A 15,444-nucleotide genomic window follows, 5' to 3' on the forward strand; every position below is an offset into this window, starting at 1 on the left:
GGCCGCACCAGCGCATCGAGCGCGGCGCTCGCCGGCCCCGCCGCCTCGACCAGCGCGGCATCGGGTTCGGCCAGTTCGGTCTCCAGCCCGTAGCCGGCGTCCTCCGCCTTGGCCGCGCGCGCATAGACCAGACCGCGCACCGCGCCGAGCAGCGTCTCGATCGGCCCGAACGGCGCGCCCTCCGCCAGCCGCGCCAGCCAGCCGTCCGACGGTAGCGCCCGTGCTGCCTCGACCGCGTCGTGGATCGCGCGCGCGCCCTCCTCGTCATAGCTGGCGACATCGCTCAGCCGCGCCGCCAGCCCGCGCCGCCGCCCGCGCGACGTTCCCTCCGGTCCGGTCACCCAGCGGCGGATCTCGATCGATTCCGCACCGGTCAGCGCGGCGGCGAACATCGAATCGGCGGCGTCGAACAGGTGATGCCCCTCATCGAACACATAGCGCGTCGGGCGGCTCGCCATTTCCCGCCCGCGGGCCGCGTTGACCATCACCAGCGCGTGGTTGGCGATGACGATATCGGCCTCCGCGCTGGCGCGCGCGGCGCGTTCGATGAAGCATTTCCGATAGTGCGGGCAGCCGGCATAGATGCACTCGCCCCGCCGGTCGGTCAGCGCGGTCGATCCGTTGCGGCGGAACAGCGTCGGCAGCCAGCCGGGCAGGTCGCCGCCGATCATGTCGCCATCGGCGCTGTACGCCGCCCAGCGCGCGACCAGTTGCGCCAGGATCGCCGCGCGCCCCGCGAACCCGCCCTGCAGCGCATCCTCCAGATTGAGCAGGCACAGGTAGTTCTCGCGCCCCTTGCGGGTGACGACGCGAGCGTTGCGGATGCGCGCGTCGGGATAGAGCCGCGCCGTTTCGTGCGCGAGCTGGCGTTGCAGCGCCTTGGTAAAGGTCGATACCCACACCGCGCCGCCCGCCTGTTCCGCCCACAGCGACGCCGGGGCGAGATAGCCCAGCGTCTTGCCGATCCCGGTTCCCGCCTCCGCCAGCACCAGATTGGGCGAGTCGCGCATCATGCGCGGGGCAAAGGCGCGCGTGGCGGCACCGGCATAGGCGCGCTGGCCGTCCCGGCGTTCGGCCCCCGCTCCGGTCAGCATCGTCAGCCGCGCGGCGACGTCCGCATCGTCGATCGTCACCGTGCGCGGCGCCGGCCGCGCCGCCGCTTCGTTCCATTCGGGCAGGCGAGAGAACAGCCAGCGCTCCGCCCGCTCGGGCCGCGTCAGCCGGGCGCCGACCGGCGGCGCCCATGGCCAGCGCAGCCGCGCCAGGCTCTGCGCGGCGTTCCATGCCCCCTCGCGTTCGGGCCAGTCGGTGGCGAGCAGGTCAAGCAGCGCCTCTGCCGCGCGGATCAGGAACGGCGCGACGGCGGCGTCGTCGGCGGGCGGATCGATGGCAAGCGCCTGCGCCAGCCCCTTGGGCGTCGGCACCGCGAACACCGCGGGGCGGACGAAGGCGAACAGTTCGAGCAGGTCGAGCCCCGACAGTTCCGGGTGGCCGAGCCGCTGCCCGACCAAAGGCGCGCCAAGCAGAATCGTGGGGGTGTCGGCGGCGACGCGGATCGCCTCGCCGCGCCCGATCGCGCGCGGGCCGTCGCCGTCGGCGATCCAGATGCCGCCGTGGCTGGCGTGAAGGGCGGGGTAGGGAAGGGCCACGGCGCCTTGTCGCGGAGTGGGAACAGAATGGCAACGATGGATTGCGCCCTTGCGGTCAGCCGCCGGCGCCGCGCCGTTCCCACAATCGGGCGAACACGTGGCGATAGTGCCACGCCAGCACCGCCCACCACAGCGGCCAGATGCTCCCCCACAGATAGCTGCCGGTCAGGAACCAGTGGAAACCGGCGATGACGAAGATCGGCGGCGCCAGCAGCAACAGCCCGACCGGTGCCGATCGGTCGAGCAGCATCGCCGCGCCGCCGGCCAGCAGCACCGCGATCAGCGCCGGGTTCATGAACCGGGTCGCGGTCAGCGCCTCGGTGAAATGGGCGGCGGCAGCGACGGTTTCGGGCGGGTGATTGCCGCCGAATTCGATCATGATCATGATCGGCGCATAGAGGAAGAATAGCCCGAACAGGACGCGCGCACTTCCCCAGGCCAGGCGTTGCAATCGCATGGCCCGGATGCTGGCGCAGGAGCCGGCGTCGTGCAACTCGCGATCGTCCCGGCTGGCGCGATGGCACCAGATCGGCGATCGTGCGTTGGTGGAGCGCGCATTTCGCGCCGACAGGAGATTTCATCCAATGACCGACGCGTCCGCACCGGAGACTTCGAACGGGAAGACCGCACTCGCCGACGACATCCGCGAGCATTTCTCCGGCGACGCGCCGCTCACCGAAAAGGCGAAGAGCTTTGCCAAGGCACGGCCATGGACGAGTGCCGCGCTGGTCGGGCTGGTCGGTGCCACGCTGCTGAGCACGTTTAAGGGCCGTCGCTGATCGATCGCGATGCGGCGAAGCTGGCGCATGGCGCCACGCTTCGCTAGACGCGCGCGATCATGACCGTCACTCCCGAACTGCGCGCCGCCGCGCTCGACTCCAAGGCCTGGCCCTATGAAGAGGCGCGCAAGCTGCTCAAGCGCTGGCCCGGCGGCAAGCCGGTAAAGGATGGGCAGTCCGACGCGATCGTGTTCGAGACCGGCTACGGCCCGTCGGGACTTCCGCACATCGGCACGTTCAACGAGGTGCTGCGCACGACGATGGTGCGCAACGCCTTTCACGCGCTGTCCGACACGCCGACCCGGCTGATCGCGTTCAGCGACGACATGGACGGGCTGCGCAAGGTGCCCGACAATGTGCCGAACAAGGCGATGCTGGCCGAGCACATTGGCAAGCCGCTGACGCGCATCCCCGATCCGTTCGGCAAGTACGAGAGCTTCGCGCACCACAACAACGCGACGCTGCGCGAATTCCTCGACCGGTTCGGGTTCGATTACGAGTTCGCGTCGTCGACCGACTATTACACCTCGGGTCGGTTCGATGATGCGCTGAAGGGCGTGCTGCGCCACTTCGCCGCGATCCAGGACGTGATGCTGCCGACGCTGCGCGCCGAGCGCGCCGCCACCTATTCGCCGGTGCTGCCGATCAGTCCGACGACGGGGATCGTGTTGCAGGTGCCGATCGAGGTGATCGATGCCGACGCCGGCACGATCGCGTTCGAGGATGACGGGCATCGGATCGTCCAGTCCGCGCTGGGCGGCCTCGCGAAGCTGCAATGGAAGGTCGACTGGGCGATGCGCTGGGTCGCGCTGGGCGTCGATTACGAGATGGCGGGCAAGGATCTGATCGATTCGGTCACCCAGTCGTCAAAGATCGCGCGCGTGCTCGGCGGTCGCCCGCCCGAGGGCTTCAACTACGAGATGTTCCTCGACGAGAAGGGCGAGAAGATCTCCAAGTCCAAGGGCAACGGCCTGTCGATCGAACAATGGCTGACCTATGGCCCCGACGAGAGCCTCGCCTTTTTCGCCTATCGCGAGCCGAAGAAGGCGAAGTCGCTGCATTTCGGCGTGATCCCGCGCGCGGTCGACGAATATTGGCAGTTCCGCGGCAATTACCCGAACCAGACGATCAAGGAACGGCTGGGCAACCCCGTCCACCACATCCACGACGGCAGGCTGCCCGACGGGACGCTGCCGGTGACGTTCGGCCTGCTGCTCAACCTGGTCGGGGTAATGGGTGAGGCGACCAAGGATCAGGTGTGGGGCTATCTGCGCAACTATGTGCCCGACGCGACGCCGGAGAGCCAGCCGGAGCTGGACCGACTGATCGATTATGCGCTGGCCTACGCCCGCGATTTCGTCGCCCCGACGCTGGTGCGCCGAGCGCCGGCCGGCGTCGAGGTGGCGGCGCTGGAGCGGCTCGACGCCGACCTGGCGGCGCTGCCCGAGGATGCCAGCGCCGAGGACATCCAGAACATCGTCTACGAGATCGGCAAGACCGGCGATTTCGCCGAGCTGCGCGACTGGTTCAAGGCGCTGTACGAAACGCTGCTGGGGTCGTCGCAGGGGCCGCGCATGGGCAGCTTCATCAAGCTGTACGGCATCGCCAACAGCCGCAAGTTGATTGCGGACGCCCTGGCCCGGCCCCAATGACCGTTCGTGCTGAGCCTGTCGAAGCACCGTCCTTCTTTCTGCCGGTGCGAAGGAAAAGAACGGTGCTTCGACAGGCTCAGCACGAACGAGGGTTATAGTGCGTCGTTCGCTTAATCGCGCCGGTTCGGCGACACGAGAATTCTTCGCGACGGAGGCGGCGGGCGGCATCCTGCTGATGGCGGCGGCGGCGGTAGCGCTGATCGTCGCCAATTCCCCGCTGGCCAGCGCCTATTTCGCCGCCCTGCATTTCCAGACCGGGCCGGTGCTTGCGCCGAAGATCGGCCCGATGAGCGTCCATCTGTGGATCAACGACGCGCTGATGGCGCTGTTCTTCCTGCTGGTCGGGCTGGAGATCAAGCGTGAGGTCGCGGGCGGCGCGCTGGCGACCCCGGCGCAGCGCCGATTGCCGATGATCGCGGCGGCGGCGGGAATGCTGGCGCCGATGGCGGTCTATTTCGCCGTCGCCGGCGGCCACCCCGCGCTGCATCGCGGCTGGGCGATCCCCGCCGCGACCGACATCGCCTTCGCCATCGGCGTGCTCGCGCTGCTCGGGCGCCGCGTGCCGGCGTCGATCAAGCTGTTGCTGACCGCCATCGCGATCGTCGACGATATCGGCGCGGTGGCGATCATCGCGGTCGGCTATACCGACTCGCTCGATATCGACGCGCTGACCCGCGCCGGGTTCGTGCTGATCGCGATGGTGGCGATGAACCGCGTCGGCGTCCGGCAGCTGTGGCCCTATCTGATCGCGTTCGTCCTGCTGTGGCTGGAGGTGCTGGCATCGGGCGTCCACGCCACGGTGGCCGGTGTGCTGGCGGCGTTGACCATCCCGGCCGGCGCCGCGAGCGACGGAGCCAGATCCCCCCTGCTTCGGCTCGAGCACGGCCTTCATCCGTGGGTGGCGTTCGGCATCGTGCCGCTGTTCGGTTTCGCCAACGCCGGGGTGTCGCTGGCGGGGGTGTCGCTCGCGACGCTGGGCGACCCGCTGGTGCTGGCGATCCTGCTCGGGCTGTTCGTCGGCAAGCAGGCCGGCATCTTCGGCGCGATCGCGCTGGCGGTGAAGCTGCGGATCGCCGAGCGACCGGGCGGCGGTTGGTGGCAGATCTATGGCATGGCGCTGATCGCCGGCATCGGCTTCACCATGAGCCTGTTCATCGGCGGCCTCGCCTTCGCCGATCCGGGCGTGCAGGATCAGGTCAAGATCGGCGTGCTCGCCGGATCGCTGCTGTCGGCGCTGGCCGGCGCGGCGGTGCTGCGGCTCGCGCCGCGCGGCGCACCCGTCACTCCCGCGCGGTAGCATCCACCGGGGGCTGGCCTGCCATCCCCTTCGCCACCGCCTCGACCCGCTCCATCACCCGCAGGATGTTGCCCTGCGCCAGCTTCGCCAGGTCGGCGTCGCTCCAGCCGCGGCGGATCAGTTCGGCGAACACCAGCGGATAGCCATCGACGCCCTTCAGCCCCTCCGGCCCGGTACCGCCGATGCCGTCGAGGTCGGCGCCGATGCCGACGTGATCCTTGCCCGCCACCCGCGCGATATGGTCGATATGGTCGGCGACGGTCGCGGCGGTGACACGCGGTTCGGGGTGATCCTTGTCCCAGGCGGCGAGCACGACCGGGGCCTTGTCGCCATAGCCGTCCGAGGGCACCCCCACCGATCGGGCGAACGCGCCCCGTTCCCGGTCCCAGGCGTTCCATTGGGGGGAGAGGAACGCGGGATAGAAATTGACCATCACCACGCCGCCATTGGCCGCGATCGCCGCGAGCAGGGCGTCGGAGATGTTGCGGGGGCGATCATCGAGCGCCAGCGCCGAGGAATGCGACGCCATCACCGGCGCCTTGCTCGCCCGGATCGCCGCCGCCATCGTGCTGTCGGCGACGTGGCTGACGTCGACGATCATGCCAAGCCGGTTCATCTCCGCCACCACTTGAAGCCCGAAATCGTTCAGCCCGTTTGCGCGCGGCGCGTCGGTCGAGCTGTCGGCCCACTCGAGGCTCTTCGAGTGGGTCAGCGTCATGTAACCGACGCCCAGCGCCTTGTACTGGCGCAGGATCGACAGCCTGCCGTCGATCTGGTGCCCGCCCTCGACTCCCAGCAGCGAGGCGATCCGCCCCGCCTTCTGGATGCGGCGGATGTCGGCGGCGGTGGTCGCCATCTCGAACGCGCCCGGATTGGCGGCGACGAAGCGGCGGACGATGTCGATCTCCTCCAGCGTCATCTCGACCGCGCGTGGGCCGGTCACCTCGGCGGGGATGTAGACCGACCAGAATTGCCCGCCGACATGGCCCTTGCGCAGCCTGGGGATATCGGTCTGGAGTGGCAGGGGCAGCGTCGAGGTATCCCTGGTCAGATCGACCGATTCGACCTTCGCCGCGAATTTCTCCCGGATTTCCCACGGCAGGTCATTGTGGCCGTCGATGATCGGCGCGGCGGCGAGCACCCGGTCGGCCCGTGCCAGCGCGGCGGGATCGGCGATGGGGGGTGCGGCGGGGGCGGCGGCCTGGCCGAGCAGCAGCGAGATCAACGCGATATTCATGGCAAATTCCCCTCCTGCGCGACTGGAGCATGTTCGCATCCGCTAGGAAAGGCGTTTGTTAGCTGGGAACCGTTTCCGCAACGGGGGCGTTTGTGCCCCGCTTGGACGAGAGAACGAGCGAGTTTGGCGGATCGAAGGCTGCTGCCGACGGTCCGCTCCCGGAAGCCCTGCCGCGTGAGTGGCGGGGCTTCCCAGTATTGCGGGCGCCGCGTCACCCGCGCGCGATCGCGGCCCGCACGAACGCCACCCGCTCTGCGACGCTCACGCGCGGCAGTTCGACCAGCGTATAGCCATAGTCGCGGTAGGTCGCGATCATCACCGCGTGTGTCCCCTGGGCCAGCGCGGGCGATTGCCTGCGTTCGGGATCGTGCGCGTAGATCTCCGCCCAGAACGGCGCGATGAAGGCGCGGGGGTTGTAGCGCACTTCGCGCGCGGCGGCGTCGATGTGCGGCGGGACGGGCAGGCGCGAGACCCGCAGGAAACCGACCACGTCGGGCACCCCCCGATCCATCACCGTCACCGCCCCGGTCGCCAGCGCGGTGGCATGCGCCGCGATATCCCGCCCGATCATCTCCTCGGCAAAGGCGAGCTCGTCGCCCCACGGCAGCGCATTGCCGCCCCTGGCGAGCTGTTCCTTGATGACGGCGCGCCCGACTTCCGGGCTGGTGGCGATGCCGGCGGCGGCGAGCGCGTCGATCAGCGTCGACTTGCCCGATCCGGGGCCGCCGGTGATGATGTGGAGGCGGTCAGTCTGGGTCACAGGTCACGCCCCTTCAGCTTCGGCGGCAGTCGCGTCGCCAAACGGTCGACTTGAAGCGCTTGGCGGGGCGCCCGCGCGCGGCCGTGCAATTCCAGCGAAGAGTGTTTCCGGAGCGTGTTTCCAAGGTTCGACAACAGAAAGGGCGGCACCCCCGAAGAGCGCCGCCCGTCCTTATCCAGCGTCAGGCGCGTCGGCGCCATCGCGTCACAGCTTTTCGGTGAGTTCCGGGACGATTTTGAAGAGGTCGCCGACGAGGCCGATGTCGGCGACCTGGAAGATGGGGGCGTCCTCGTCCTTGTTGATGGCGATGATGGTCTTGGAGTCTTTCATGCCGGCAAGGTGCTGGATCGCGCCGGAGATGCCGACCGCGATGTACACTTCGGGGGCGACGATCTTGCCGGTCTGGCCGACCTGATAGTCGTTGGGCACATAGCCCGCATCGACCGCCGCGCGCGATGCGCCGACGCCCGCGCCCAGCTTGTCCGCCAGCGGCTCGATGATCGAATGGAAGTTCTCGCTGTTCTGCAGCGCGCGACCACCCGACACGATGATCTTCGCGCTGGTCAGCTCGGGGCGCTCGGACTTGGCGATCTCGCTGCCGACATAGGTCGACACGCCCGCGTCGCCGGTGGTCGCGACCGCTTCGATCGTGCCCGATCCGCCGGTCGCCGCCGCCTTGTCGAACGCGGTGCCGCGCACGGTGATGACCTTCTTCGCGTCCTTGGTCTGGACGGTGGCGATCGCGTTGCCGGCGTAGATCGGGCGGGTGAAGCTGTCCTCACCCTCGACCGACAGGATGTCGCTGATCTGCATCACGTCGAGCAGTGCTGCGACGCGCGGCGCGATGTTCTTGCCGTTGCTGGTCGCCGGGAACAGCACCGCGTCATGGCTGTCCATCAGCTTCGCCACCAGCGGCGCGACATTCTCGGCCAGCGCATGGGCATAGGCGGCGTCGTCGGCGACATGGACCTTGCCCACGCCCGCGATCTTCGCGGCCTCGTCGGCGACGCCGCCGACGCCCTGCCCCGCGACGAGCAGGTGGACCTCGCCCAGCTTCGCCGCGGCCGTGACCACGGCCAGCGTGGCGTCCTTGACGGCGCTGCCGTCGTGTTCGACCCAAACCAGAGTCTTCATATTCCCGTCCTTCTCAATCCGTTCGGGCTGAGCCTGTCGAAGCCCCGCCCTTTCTTCATCCGTTGAAAGTGCGGCCCTTCGACAAGCTCACGGCGAACGGAGGTTGGATTATTACGCGACGCCCAGCGCCTTGAGCTTTGCCACCAGCTCATCGACATCGGCGACCTTGACGCCGGCGGTGCGCTTCGGCGGCTCGACCACCTTGAGCGTGGTCAGGCGCGGGCTGACGTCGACGCCGTAATCGGCGGCGGTCTTCTGCGCCAGCGGCTTCGACTTGGCCTTCATGATGTTGGGCAGCGAGGCATAGCGCGGCTCGTTGAGGCGCAGGTCGGTGGTGACGATCGCCGGCAGCGTGAGCTTCTCGGTCTCCGATCCGCCGTCGACCTCGCGCGTCACGGTGACCGAGTCGGCGGCCAGCTCGACCTTGGACGCGAACGTCGCCTGGCCCCAGCCGGTCAGCGCGCCCAGCATCTGGCCGGTCTGGTTGTTGTCGTCGTCGATCGCCTGCTTGCCCAGGATGACCAGGCCCGGCTGCTCCTCGTCGGCGATCGCCTTGAGCAGCTTGGCCACGCCCAGCGGCTCGACCTTCTCGTCCGAGACGACATGGATCGCGCGGTCGGCACCCATCGCCAGCGCGGTGCGCAGCGTTTCCTGCGCCTTCGCTTCGCCGACCGACACCACCACGATCTCGGTGACCACGCCCTTTTCCTTCAGGCGGATCGCTTCCTCGACCGCGATCTCGTCGAACGGGTTCATGCTCATCTTGACGTTGGCCAGATCGACCCCCGTCCCGTCCGCCTTCACGCGGGGCTTCACATTGTAGTCAAGCACCCGCTTGACCGGCACCAAGACCTTCATTGGCTTCTCTCCGTAGCTTCGGAACCGTCCCTGGGGAGGGTGGTTCAGGCGGCCTGCTTCACCTCGGCGACGATCTTGCGCGCGGCGTCGCCCAGGTCGTTCGCGGGAACGATGGCGAGGCCGGAACCGGCGAGGATGGCCTTGCCTTCCTCAACGTTGGTCCCCTCGAGGCGAACCACCAGCGGCACGCTCAGGTTCACCTCCTTGGCGGCGGCGACGATGCCCGCGGCGATGATGTCGCACTTCATGATCCCGCCAAAGATGTTGACCAGGATGCCCTTCACGGCGGGATCGCTCAGGATGATCTTGAACGCCGCCGTCACCTTCTCCTTGCTCGCGCCGCCGCCGACGTCGAGGAAGTTGGCCGGGAACATGCCGTTGAGCTTGATGATGTCCATCGTCGCCATCGCCAGCCCGGCGCCGTTGACCATGCAGCCGATGTCGCCGTCGAGCTTGATATAGGCCAGGTCGTACTTGGAGGCCTCCAGCTCGGCCGGATCCTCCTCGGTCTCGTCGCGCAGCTCGATCAGGTCCTTGTGGCGGAACAGCGCGTTGCCGTCGAAGCCGACCTTGGCATCGAGCACCAGCAGCTTGTTGTCGTCGGTGACGGCAAGCGGGTTGATCTCGATCTGGCTGGCGTCGGTGCCGAGGAAGGCGTCATACACCTTCGAGGCGAGGCTCTGCGCCTGCTTGGCGAGATCGCCGGTCAGCCCCAGCGCGTTGGCGACGGCGCGGCCGTGATGCGGCATGAAGCCGGTCGCGGGATCGACGTCGAAGGTGTGGATCTTCTCCGGCGTATCGTGCGCGACGGTTTCGATATCCATCCCGCCCTCGGTCGAGACGACAAAGGCGACACGGCCGTTGGCGCGGTCGACCAGCAGCGCCAGGTAGAATTCCTTGGCGATATCGACGCCGTCGGTGACGTACAGACGGTTGACCTGCTTGCCATACTCGCCGGTCTGGATCGTCACCAGCGTGTTGCCGAGCATGTCTGTCGCCGCCGCGCGGACCTCATCGTCGGTGCGGGCGAGGCGGACGCCGCCCTTGGCGTCGGGGCCGAGTTCCTTGAACTTGCCCTTGCCGCGCCCGCCGGCGTGGATCTGCGCCTTCACCACATAGAGCGGTCCCGGCAGCTTCTTTGACGCTTCGACCGCCTCGTCGACGCTCAGCGCGGCAAAGCCGGCGGGGACGGGGACTCCGAATTTCGCGAGCAGTTCCTTGGCCTGGTATTCGTGGATGTTCACGGGCGCCTCGTTTCGAGATCTGGGAAGGATTTGCGAGTGCCTAAAGCACAGCGTGGCGGGTGAATCCACCCTGCCTATGTCGCGCTGCGGTAAAGACGGGCTATATAGGAGCGCGATGCACCTGATTGCCGGCCTGTCGCTGTTTATCGCCACCGTGATCGGCATGGAGGGTTTCGCCTATGTCATGCACCGCTGGGTTATGCACGGGCCTGGCTGGGTATTGCACGCCAGCCACCACCGGCCGCGCACCGGCATGTTCGAGTGGAACGACCTCTACGCGGTGATCTTCGCGATCCCGTCGATCGTGCTGCTGGCGGGAGGCGTACGGTGGGGTTGGTGGCCGGGCTGGACGTGGATCGGAGCGGGCATCGCCGCCTATGGCGCGATCTATTTCGGATTTCACGACGTCATCGTCCACCGCCGCCTGCCGCTGCGCTGGCTGCCGCGCGGGCGCTATCTGAAGCGGATCGTCCAGGCGCACCGGCTGCACCACGCGGTCGAGACCCGCCGGGGGGCGGTGAGCTTCGGCTTCCTGTGGGCGCCGCGACCCGACGTGCTGAAGGCGGCGCTGCGGCGCGGGCGCGGGACGGGATTGCGCCGGCCGCGCTAGTTTGAACACCTAAGTGGCTGATTCGCGGTTTATTAAGCCTGATCTGCGACTATGTGGCGTGGTGACCATGCTCCCCGAGGCACGCACGCGCCGCGCCGCGCCGCAGGAAGTGCGCGCGACGTTACGTAAGCCGGTGCGGTTCAAGGCGCGGCTGCGCGAGGGCGCGGCCGTGCGTTTCGACATTCTGGTGCACGACCTGTCGATCACCGGCCTTCGCGGCGAGACCGCGCTCCACCTGCGCGTCGGCGCCACGGTGTGGGTCACGCTGCCGGGGCTGAGCGGGCTGGAGACGGTGGTGGTGTGGCGGCGCGGCGACCAGTTCGGCGCGCGATTCGTCCAGCCGCTGCACCCGGCGGTGTTCGAGCATATCGTCGAGGCGGGGCGTTAGGCCACCCGGCGCCCAAATGTTTTCCTCAGTCGAACAGGCTCGACACCGAGGATTCGTCCGCGATGCGCTTGATCGCCTCGGCCAGCAGCGGGGCGATGGTGAGGTGGCGGACCTTGTCCGCGCTGGCGATCACGTCATGGTTGCCGATCGAATCGGTGATGACCAGTTCCTCCAGCGCCGATCCCTGGACGCGGGCCACCGCGCCGCCCGACAGCACGCCGTGGGTGACATAGGCGACCACGCCTTCCGCCCCGGCCGTCTTCAGCGCGGCGGCGGCGTTGCACAGCGTTCCAGCCGAATCGACGATGTCGTCGATCAGGATGCAGAAACGCCCCTCGACGTCGCCGATGATGTTCATCACTTCCGATTCGCCGGCGCGCTCACGCCGCTTGTCGACGATCGCCAGCGGGGCGTTGTCGAGTCGCTTCGACAGCGCGCGCGCGCGCACCACGCCGCCGACGTCGGGCGACACCACCATCCAGTTGCGGTCGGGAAAGCGGCTGCGGATATCGGCCGACATCACCGGCGCGCCGAACAGATTGTCGGTCGGTATGTCGAAGAATCCCTGGATCTGCCCGGCGTGAAGGTCGACCGACAGCACGCGGTTGGCGCCGGCGACGGTGATCAGGTTGGCGACCAGCTTGGCCGAGATCGGGGTGCGCGGGCCCGGCTTCCGGTCCTGCCGGGCATAGCCGAAATAGGGGAGCACCGCGGTGATCCGTCGCGCCGACGCGCGCCGCAGCGCGTCGATCATGATCAGCAATTCCATCAGGTTGTCGTTGGCGGGGTAGGAGGTCGATTGCAGGACGAACACGTCCTCGCCGCGCACGTTCTCATGGATTTCGACGAACACTTCCTCATCGGCGAAGCGGCGCACGCTGGCCTTGGTCAGCGGGATCTCGCAATATTCGGCGATCGCCTGCGCCAGCGGCAGGTTGGAATTGCCCGTCAACAGTTTCATCGTGATTCTCGCTGCGCCCTGGATGAGGCGCTCTTAGGGTGCGTAACCGAATCGTCAAAGAGGAAGAGTCATGGCGTCCGCGTAATTGCCCGGTCGCGCGATCTTGGCGTAGGGCGGCGCGATGATCGTCACCCGTTTCGCGCCCAGTCCGACTGGCACGCTCCACGTCGGCAATATCCGCACCGCGCTCCACAACTGGATGTGGGCGCGGCGGCAGGGCGGGCGGTTCCTGCTCAGGATCGACGATACCGATCGCGCGCGGTCGGAGGAGCGGTTCGTCGAGTCGATCCGCGCCGACCTGCACTGGCTGGGGCTGGTGCCCGATGGCGAGGAGCGCCAGTCGGCGCGGTTCGATCGCTATGAGGCGCGGTTCGCAGAACTGAAGGCGGCCGGGCGGGTCTACCCGGCCTATGAGAGTGCGCAGGAACTCGAACTGAAGCGCAAGATCCTGCTCGGGCGCGGGCTGCCGCCGATCTACGACCGCGCCGCGCTGGCGCTGGGCGAGGACGAGCGCGCGGCGCTGGAGGCGGAAGGGCGCACGCCACATTGGCGGTTCCGGCTGGGCGGCGACGCGCTGGATTGGGACGACCTGATCCGCGGGCCACAGCATTTCGCGGCGGCGGCGATGAGCGACCCGGTGGTGCGTCGCGCCGACGGATCGTGGCTCTACCTGCTGCCGTCGGTGATCGACGACATCGACATGGGCATCACCCATGTCGTGCGCGGCGAGGATCACGTCTCCAACACCGCGTTGCAGATCGACATGTTCCGCGCGCTGGGCGCCGCGCCGCCGGCCTTCGCGCATGAGGCGCTGCTGACTGGGAGCGAGGGCAAGCTGTCCAAGCGGCTCGGCTCGTTGGGCGTCGACCATTTCCGGGAAGCGGGGATCGAGCCGGAGGCCGTAGTCGCGCTGCTCGCGCGGATCGGGACCAGCCAGCCGGTCGAGCCGCTGGTCGATCGCGCACCGCTGGTCGCCGGGTTCGACTTCGCCCATTTCGGTCGCGCGCCGGCGCGGTTCGACGAGGCGGAACTGGCGGGCGTGAACGCCCGGATCGTCCACCAGCTGCCCTATGACGCGGTGCGCGAACGGCTGCCCGCCGGCATCGGCGCGGAGGCGTGGGACGCGATCCGGCCCAATCTCGAGCGGGTCGCCGACGCCGCCGAATGGTGGGGGGTGATCGAGGGGCCGGTCGCCGCCACCGCCGATCCCGCCGATCGCGATTTCCTGATCCAGGCGGCGGCGATCGCCGAGTCGATCGACTGGTCGGCCGACCCGTGGCACGCGCTGACCGGCGCGCTGAAGGATGCCTCCGGGCGCAAGGGCAAGCCGCTGTTCCTGCCGCTGCGCCGCGCGTTGACCGGGCGCGACCACGGTCCCGACATGGCCGCACTGGCGCGGCTGATCGGCCGCGACCGCGCGATCGAGCGCCTGCGCGCCGCCGGCTGACCGACGCCGGCAGTGCCGAATCATCGTCGTCCATCGTCAATGAGATGTAATATTATCCCTATTGCGCCCCGTTCGTAACGTTGTATCATCTCCGACACCGGAACGCCCGACGTGAAGGAGAGGAAGCCATGTACGCAGATCGCATGAATCGCGGCAGGATGAGCCCGACGGGATTGACGCTGGCGGTGGGCATCAACGCCGCGCTGATTGCTGCGCTGGTGTGGTCCGCGCCCGAAATCGGCAAGATCACCGATTGGGGGACGATCGACACCATCGACATCCCGATCGAGCCGCCGCCCCCGCCGCCGAACCCGCCGGAGGCGAAGAAGGTGACGGAGACCGCGCGCCCGATCGACACCTATGTGCCGAAGACCGTCGTCACCATCCCAGTACCGAACGACAATGCGCTGGTCGGTTCCAGCGAACCGCTGGTGCTCGGCGACCCGGTCGCGCTGACCGGGACCGGCGCGGGGAGCGTCACGGTCGACCCGCCCCGGCCGGCGCCGGTGACGGTCGATGCGGATGTCGATCCGCGCTACGCCGCCGATCTTCAACCCGATTATCCCCCCGACATGCGCCGCGCCGGGATCGAGGGCCGGGTGGTGGTCAAGGTGCTGGTCGGCACCGACGGCCGGGTCAAGGCGTTCGAGGCGGTGAGCGGCCCCGGTGAAAGCTTCTTCAGCGCGACCAGGCGGCAGGCGATGGCGCGCTGGCGGTTCAAGCCGGCGACGCGCGACGGCGTGCCCTATGAAAGCTGGAAGACGATGTCGCTGCGCTTTCGGCTGACCGAATGAGCCCGGCCTGATCGGCGTCCGGGGGTGGCTAGTCGCGCCCCCGGCGCCTATGTTGGTGGCCGCATGCGTTATCTCACCCGCTTTTCCCCGTTCCGCGCGATCCAGGATCTGCGCGTCTTCCTGTCGGCACGGCGGCCCCACGAGCTGGGCTTCCTGGCGCTGGCGATCGTGATGACCACCCTGCTGATCGCGGGGTTCATCCACGATTCGCATGAGGAGCGCGTCTACAAGCGCGAGATCACCTATTTCCAGAGCTGGCCGCTGACCCGCTCCGACGAGGAGATCCGCGCGCAGCAGGCGATCGACCTGCCCAAGGAGCTGGCGCTGAAGGCCGAGCTGGAGCGCAGGCAGAAGGAACGGCAGGCGCAGTTCAAGAAATACGACGACCAGCTCACCAAATGGGGGTTCTGAGCGGCGAGTCGTCGGGGCTGGGCGCCGGCGCGCTCCCCCGCGCCGCGCCGTCGCACGATGATCGCCGCTGGATGGACGCCGCGCTGGCGCTGGGCGAGCGCGGGCGTGGGCGGGCCGCGCCAAACCCCAACGTCGGCTGCGTGATCGTGCGCGACGGCATCGTGATCGGGCGGGGCTGGACCCAGCCGGGGGGGCGACCCCATGCCGAGGCGATGGCGCTGGC

The 15,444-nt window shown here is 68.5% G+C and carries 15 protein-coding genes and 2 pseudogenes; 9 read left to right on the top strand and 8 right to left on the bottom strand.

Annotated elements, in window-relative coordinates; genetic code table 11:
* Both VNR91_RS01890 and VNR91_RS01895 read right to left on the bottom strand, forming a co-directional pair.
* Window positions 1-1,649: pseudogene (locus tag VNR91_RS01890) on the bottom strand (ATP-dependent DNA helicase); the annotation flags it as partial.
* 55 nt (window positions 1,650-1,704) lie between these two features.
* Complete coding sequence (locus tag VNR91_RS01895; protein WP_325489101.1) at window positions 1,705-2,106, bottom strand: hypothetical protein; 402 nt, start codon at window positions 2,104-2,106, stop codon at window positions 1,705-1,707.
* A 127-nt stretch (window positions 2,107-2,233) separates the two neighbouring features.
* Here VNR91_RS01895 and VNR91_RS01900 point away from each other — a divergent pair, with 127 nt between their 5' ends.
* From VNR91_RS01900 to nhaA, 3 genes are all read left to right on the top strand, one after another.
* On the top strand, window positions 2,234-2,428 hold the full coding sequence (locus VNR91_RS01900; RefSeq protein WP_325489102.1) for a hypothetical protein: 195 nt from the start codon (window positions 2,234-2,236) through the stop codon (window positions 2,426-2,428).
* A gap of 59 nt (window positions 2,429-2,487) precedes the next feature.
* Window positions 2,488-4,080, top strand: a complete 1,593-nt coding sequence (locus tag VNR91_RS01905; RefSeq protein WP_325489103.1) for a lysine--tRNA ligase — start codon at window positions 2,488-2,490, stop codon at window positions 4,078-4,080.
* 97 nt (window positions 4,081-4,177) lie between these two features.
* The gene (gene nhaA / locus VNR91_RS01910) at window positions 4,178-5,377 is read left to right on the top strand and encodes a Na+/H+ antiporter NhaA (RefSeq protein ID WP_325489104.1); all 1,200 of its coding nucleotides are present in this window, start codon (window positions 4,178-4,180) and stop codon (window positions 5,375-5,377) included.
* Here nhaA and VNR91_RS01915 read toward each other — a convergent pair.
* The 5 genes from VNR91_RS01915 to sucC form a co-directional block, all read right to left on the bottom strand.
* Window positions 5,361-6,614, bottom strand: a complete 1,254-nt coding sequence (locus VNR91_RS01915) for a dipeptidase (RefSeq protein WP_325489105.1) — start codon at window positions 6,612-6,614, stop codon at window positions 5,361-5,363. The two genes, nhaA and VNR91_RS01915, sit on opposite strands and share 17 nt — an antisense overlap.
* Before the next feature lie 211 nt (window positions 6,615-6,825).
* On the bottom strand, window positions 6,826-7,374 hold the full coding sequence (locus VNR91_RS01920; protein ID WP_325489106.1) for an AAA family ATPase: 549 nt from the start codon (window positions 7,372-7,374) through the stop codon (window positions 6,826-6,828).
* A gap of 204 nt (window positions 7,375-7,578) precedes the next feature.
* Window positions 7,579-8,508 (bottom strand): electron transfer flavoprotein subunit alpha/FixB family protein, encoded by a 930-nt coding sequence (locus tag VNR91_RS01925; RefSeq protein WP_325489107.1) that lies wholly within the window; start codon window positions 8,506-8,508, stop codon window positions 7,579-7,581.
* A 111-nt stretch (window positions 8,509-8,619) separates the two neighbouring features.
* Window positions 8,620-9,366, bottom strand: coding sequence for an electron transfer flavoprotein subunit beta/FixA family protein (locus tag VNR91_RS01930; RefSeq protein ID WP_325489108.1), 747 nt, complete (start codon window positions 9,364-9,366; stop codon window positions 8,620-8,622).
* Between the two features lie 44 nt (window positions 9,367-9,410).
* Window positions 9,411-10,610, bottom strand: a complete 1,200-nt coding sequence (gene sucC, locus VNR91_RS01935; RefSeq protein ID WP_325489109.1) for an ADP-forming succinate--CoA ligase subunit beta — start codon at window positions 10,608-10,610, stop codon at window positions 9,411-9,413.
* A 115-nt stretch (window positions 10,611-10,725) separates the two neighbouring features.
* Here sucC and VNR91_RS01940 point away from each other — a divergent pair, with 115 nt between their 5' ends.
* Both VNR91_RS01940 and VNR91_RS01945 read left to right on the top strand, forming a co-directional pair.
* Window positions 10,726-11,220: a beta-carotene hydroxylase gene (locus VNR91_RS01940; RefSeq protein WP_325489110.1), complete on the top strand. Its 495-nt coding sequence runs from the start codon at window positions 10,726-10,728 to the stop codon at window positions 11,218-11,220.
* Window positions 11,221-11,287: 67 nt separating this feature from the next.
* Window positions 11,288-11,608 carry a PilZ domain-containing protein gene (locus tag VNR91_RS01945; protein ID WP_325489115.1) on the top strand — a complete coding sequence of 107 codons (321 nt, stop codon included), beginning with the start codon at window positions 11,288-11,290 and terminating at the stop codon, window positions 11,606-11,608.
* A gap of 25 nt (window positions 11,609-11,633) precedes the next feature.
* On the opposite strand, the gene VNR91_RS01950 is transcribed toward VNR91_RS01945, so the two are convergent.
* Entirely contained in the window at window positions 11,634-12,569 is a 936-nt protein-coding gene (locus tag VNR91_RS01950; protein ID WP_325489111.1) for a ribose-phosphate pyrophosphokinase, read from the bottom strand.
* A gap of 121 nt (window positions 12,570-12,690) precedes the next feature.
* Between VNR91_RS01950 and VNR91_RS01955 the strand changes: the two genes are divergently transcribed.
* From VNR91_RS01955 to VNR91_RS01970, 4 genes and pseudogenes are all read left to right on the top strand, one after another.
* Window positions 12,691-14,016 carry a glutamate--tRNA ligase gene (locus tag VNR91_RS01955; protein WP_325489112.1) on the top strand — a complete coding sequence of 442 codons (1,326 nt, stop codon included), beginning with the start codon at window positions 12,691-12,693 and terminating at the stop codon, window positions 14,014-14,016.
* A gap of 128 nt (window positions 14,017-14,144) precedes the next feature.
* Entirely contained in the window at window positions 14,145-14,810 is a 666-nt protein-coding gene (locus tag VNR91_RS01960; protein WP_325489113.1) for an energy transducer TonB, read from the top strand.
* A gap of 63 nt (window positions 14,811-14,873) precedes the next feature.
* Window positions 14,874-15,221, top strand: a complete 348-nt coding sequence (locus VNR91_RS01965) for a hypothetical protein (protein WP_325489114.1) — start codon at window positions 14,874-14,876, stop codon at window positions 15,219-15,221.
* Window positions 15,209-15,444: pseudogene (locus VNR91_RS01970) on the top strand (hypothetical protein); the annotation flags it as partial. The gene VNR91_RS01965 and the pseudogene VNR91_RS01970, both read left to right, overlap by 13 nt.

This window comes from Sphingomonas sp., from assembly GCF_035555815.1.
Taxonomy (GTDB): domain Bacteria; phylum Pseudomonadota; class Alphaproteobacteria; order Sphingomonadales; family Sphingomonadaceae; genus Sphingomonas.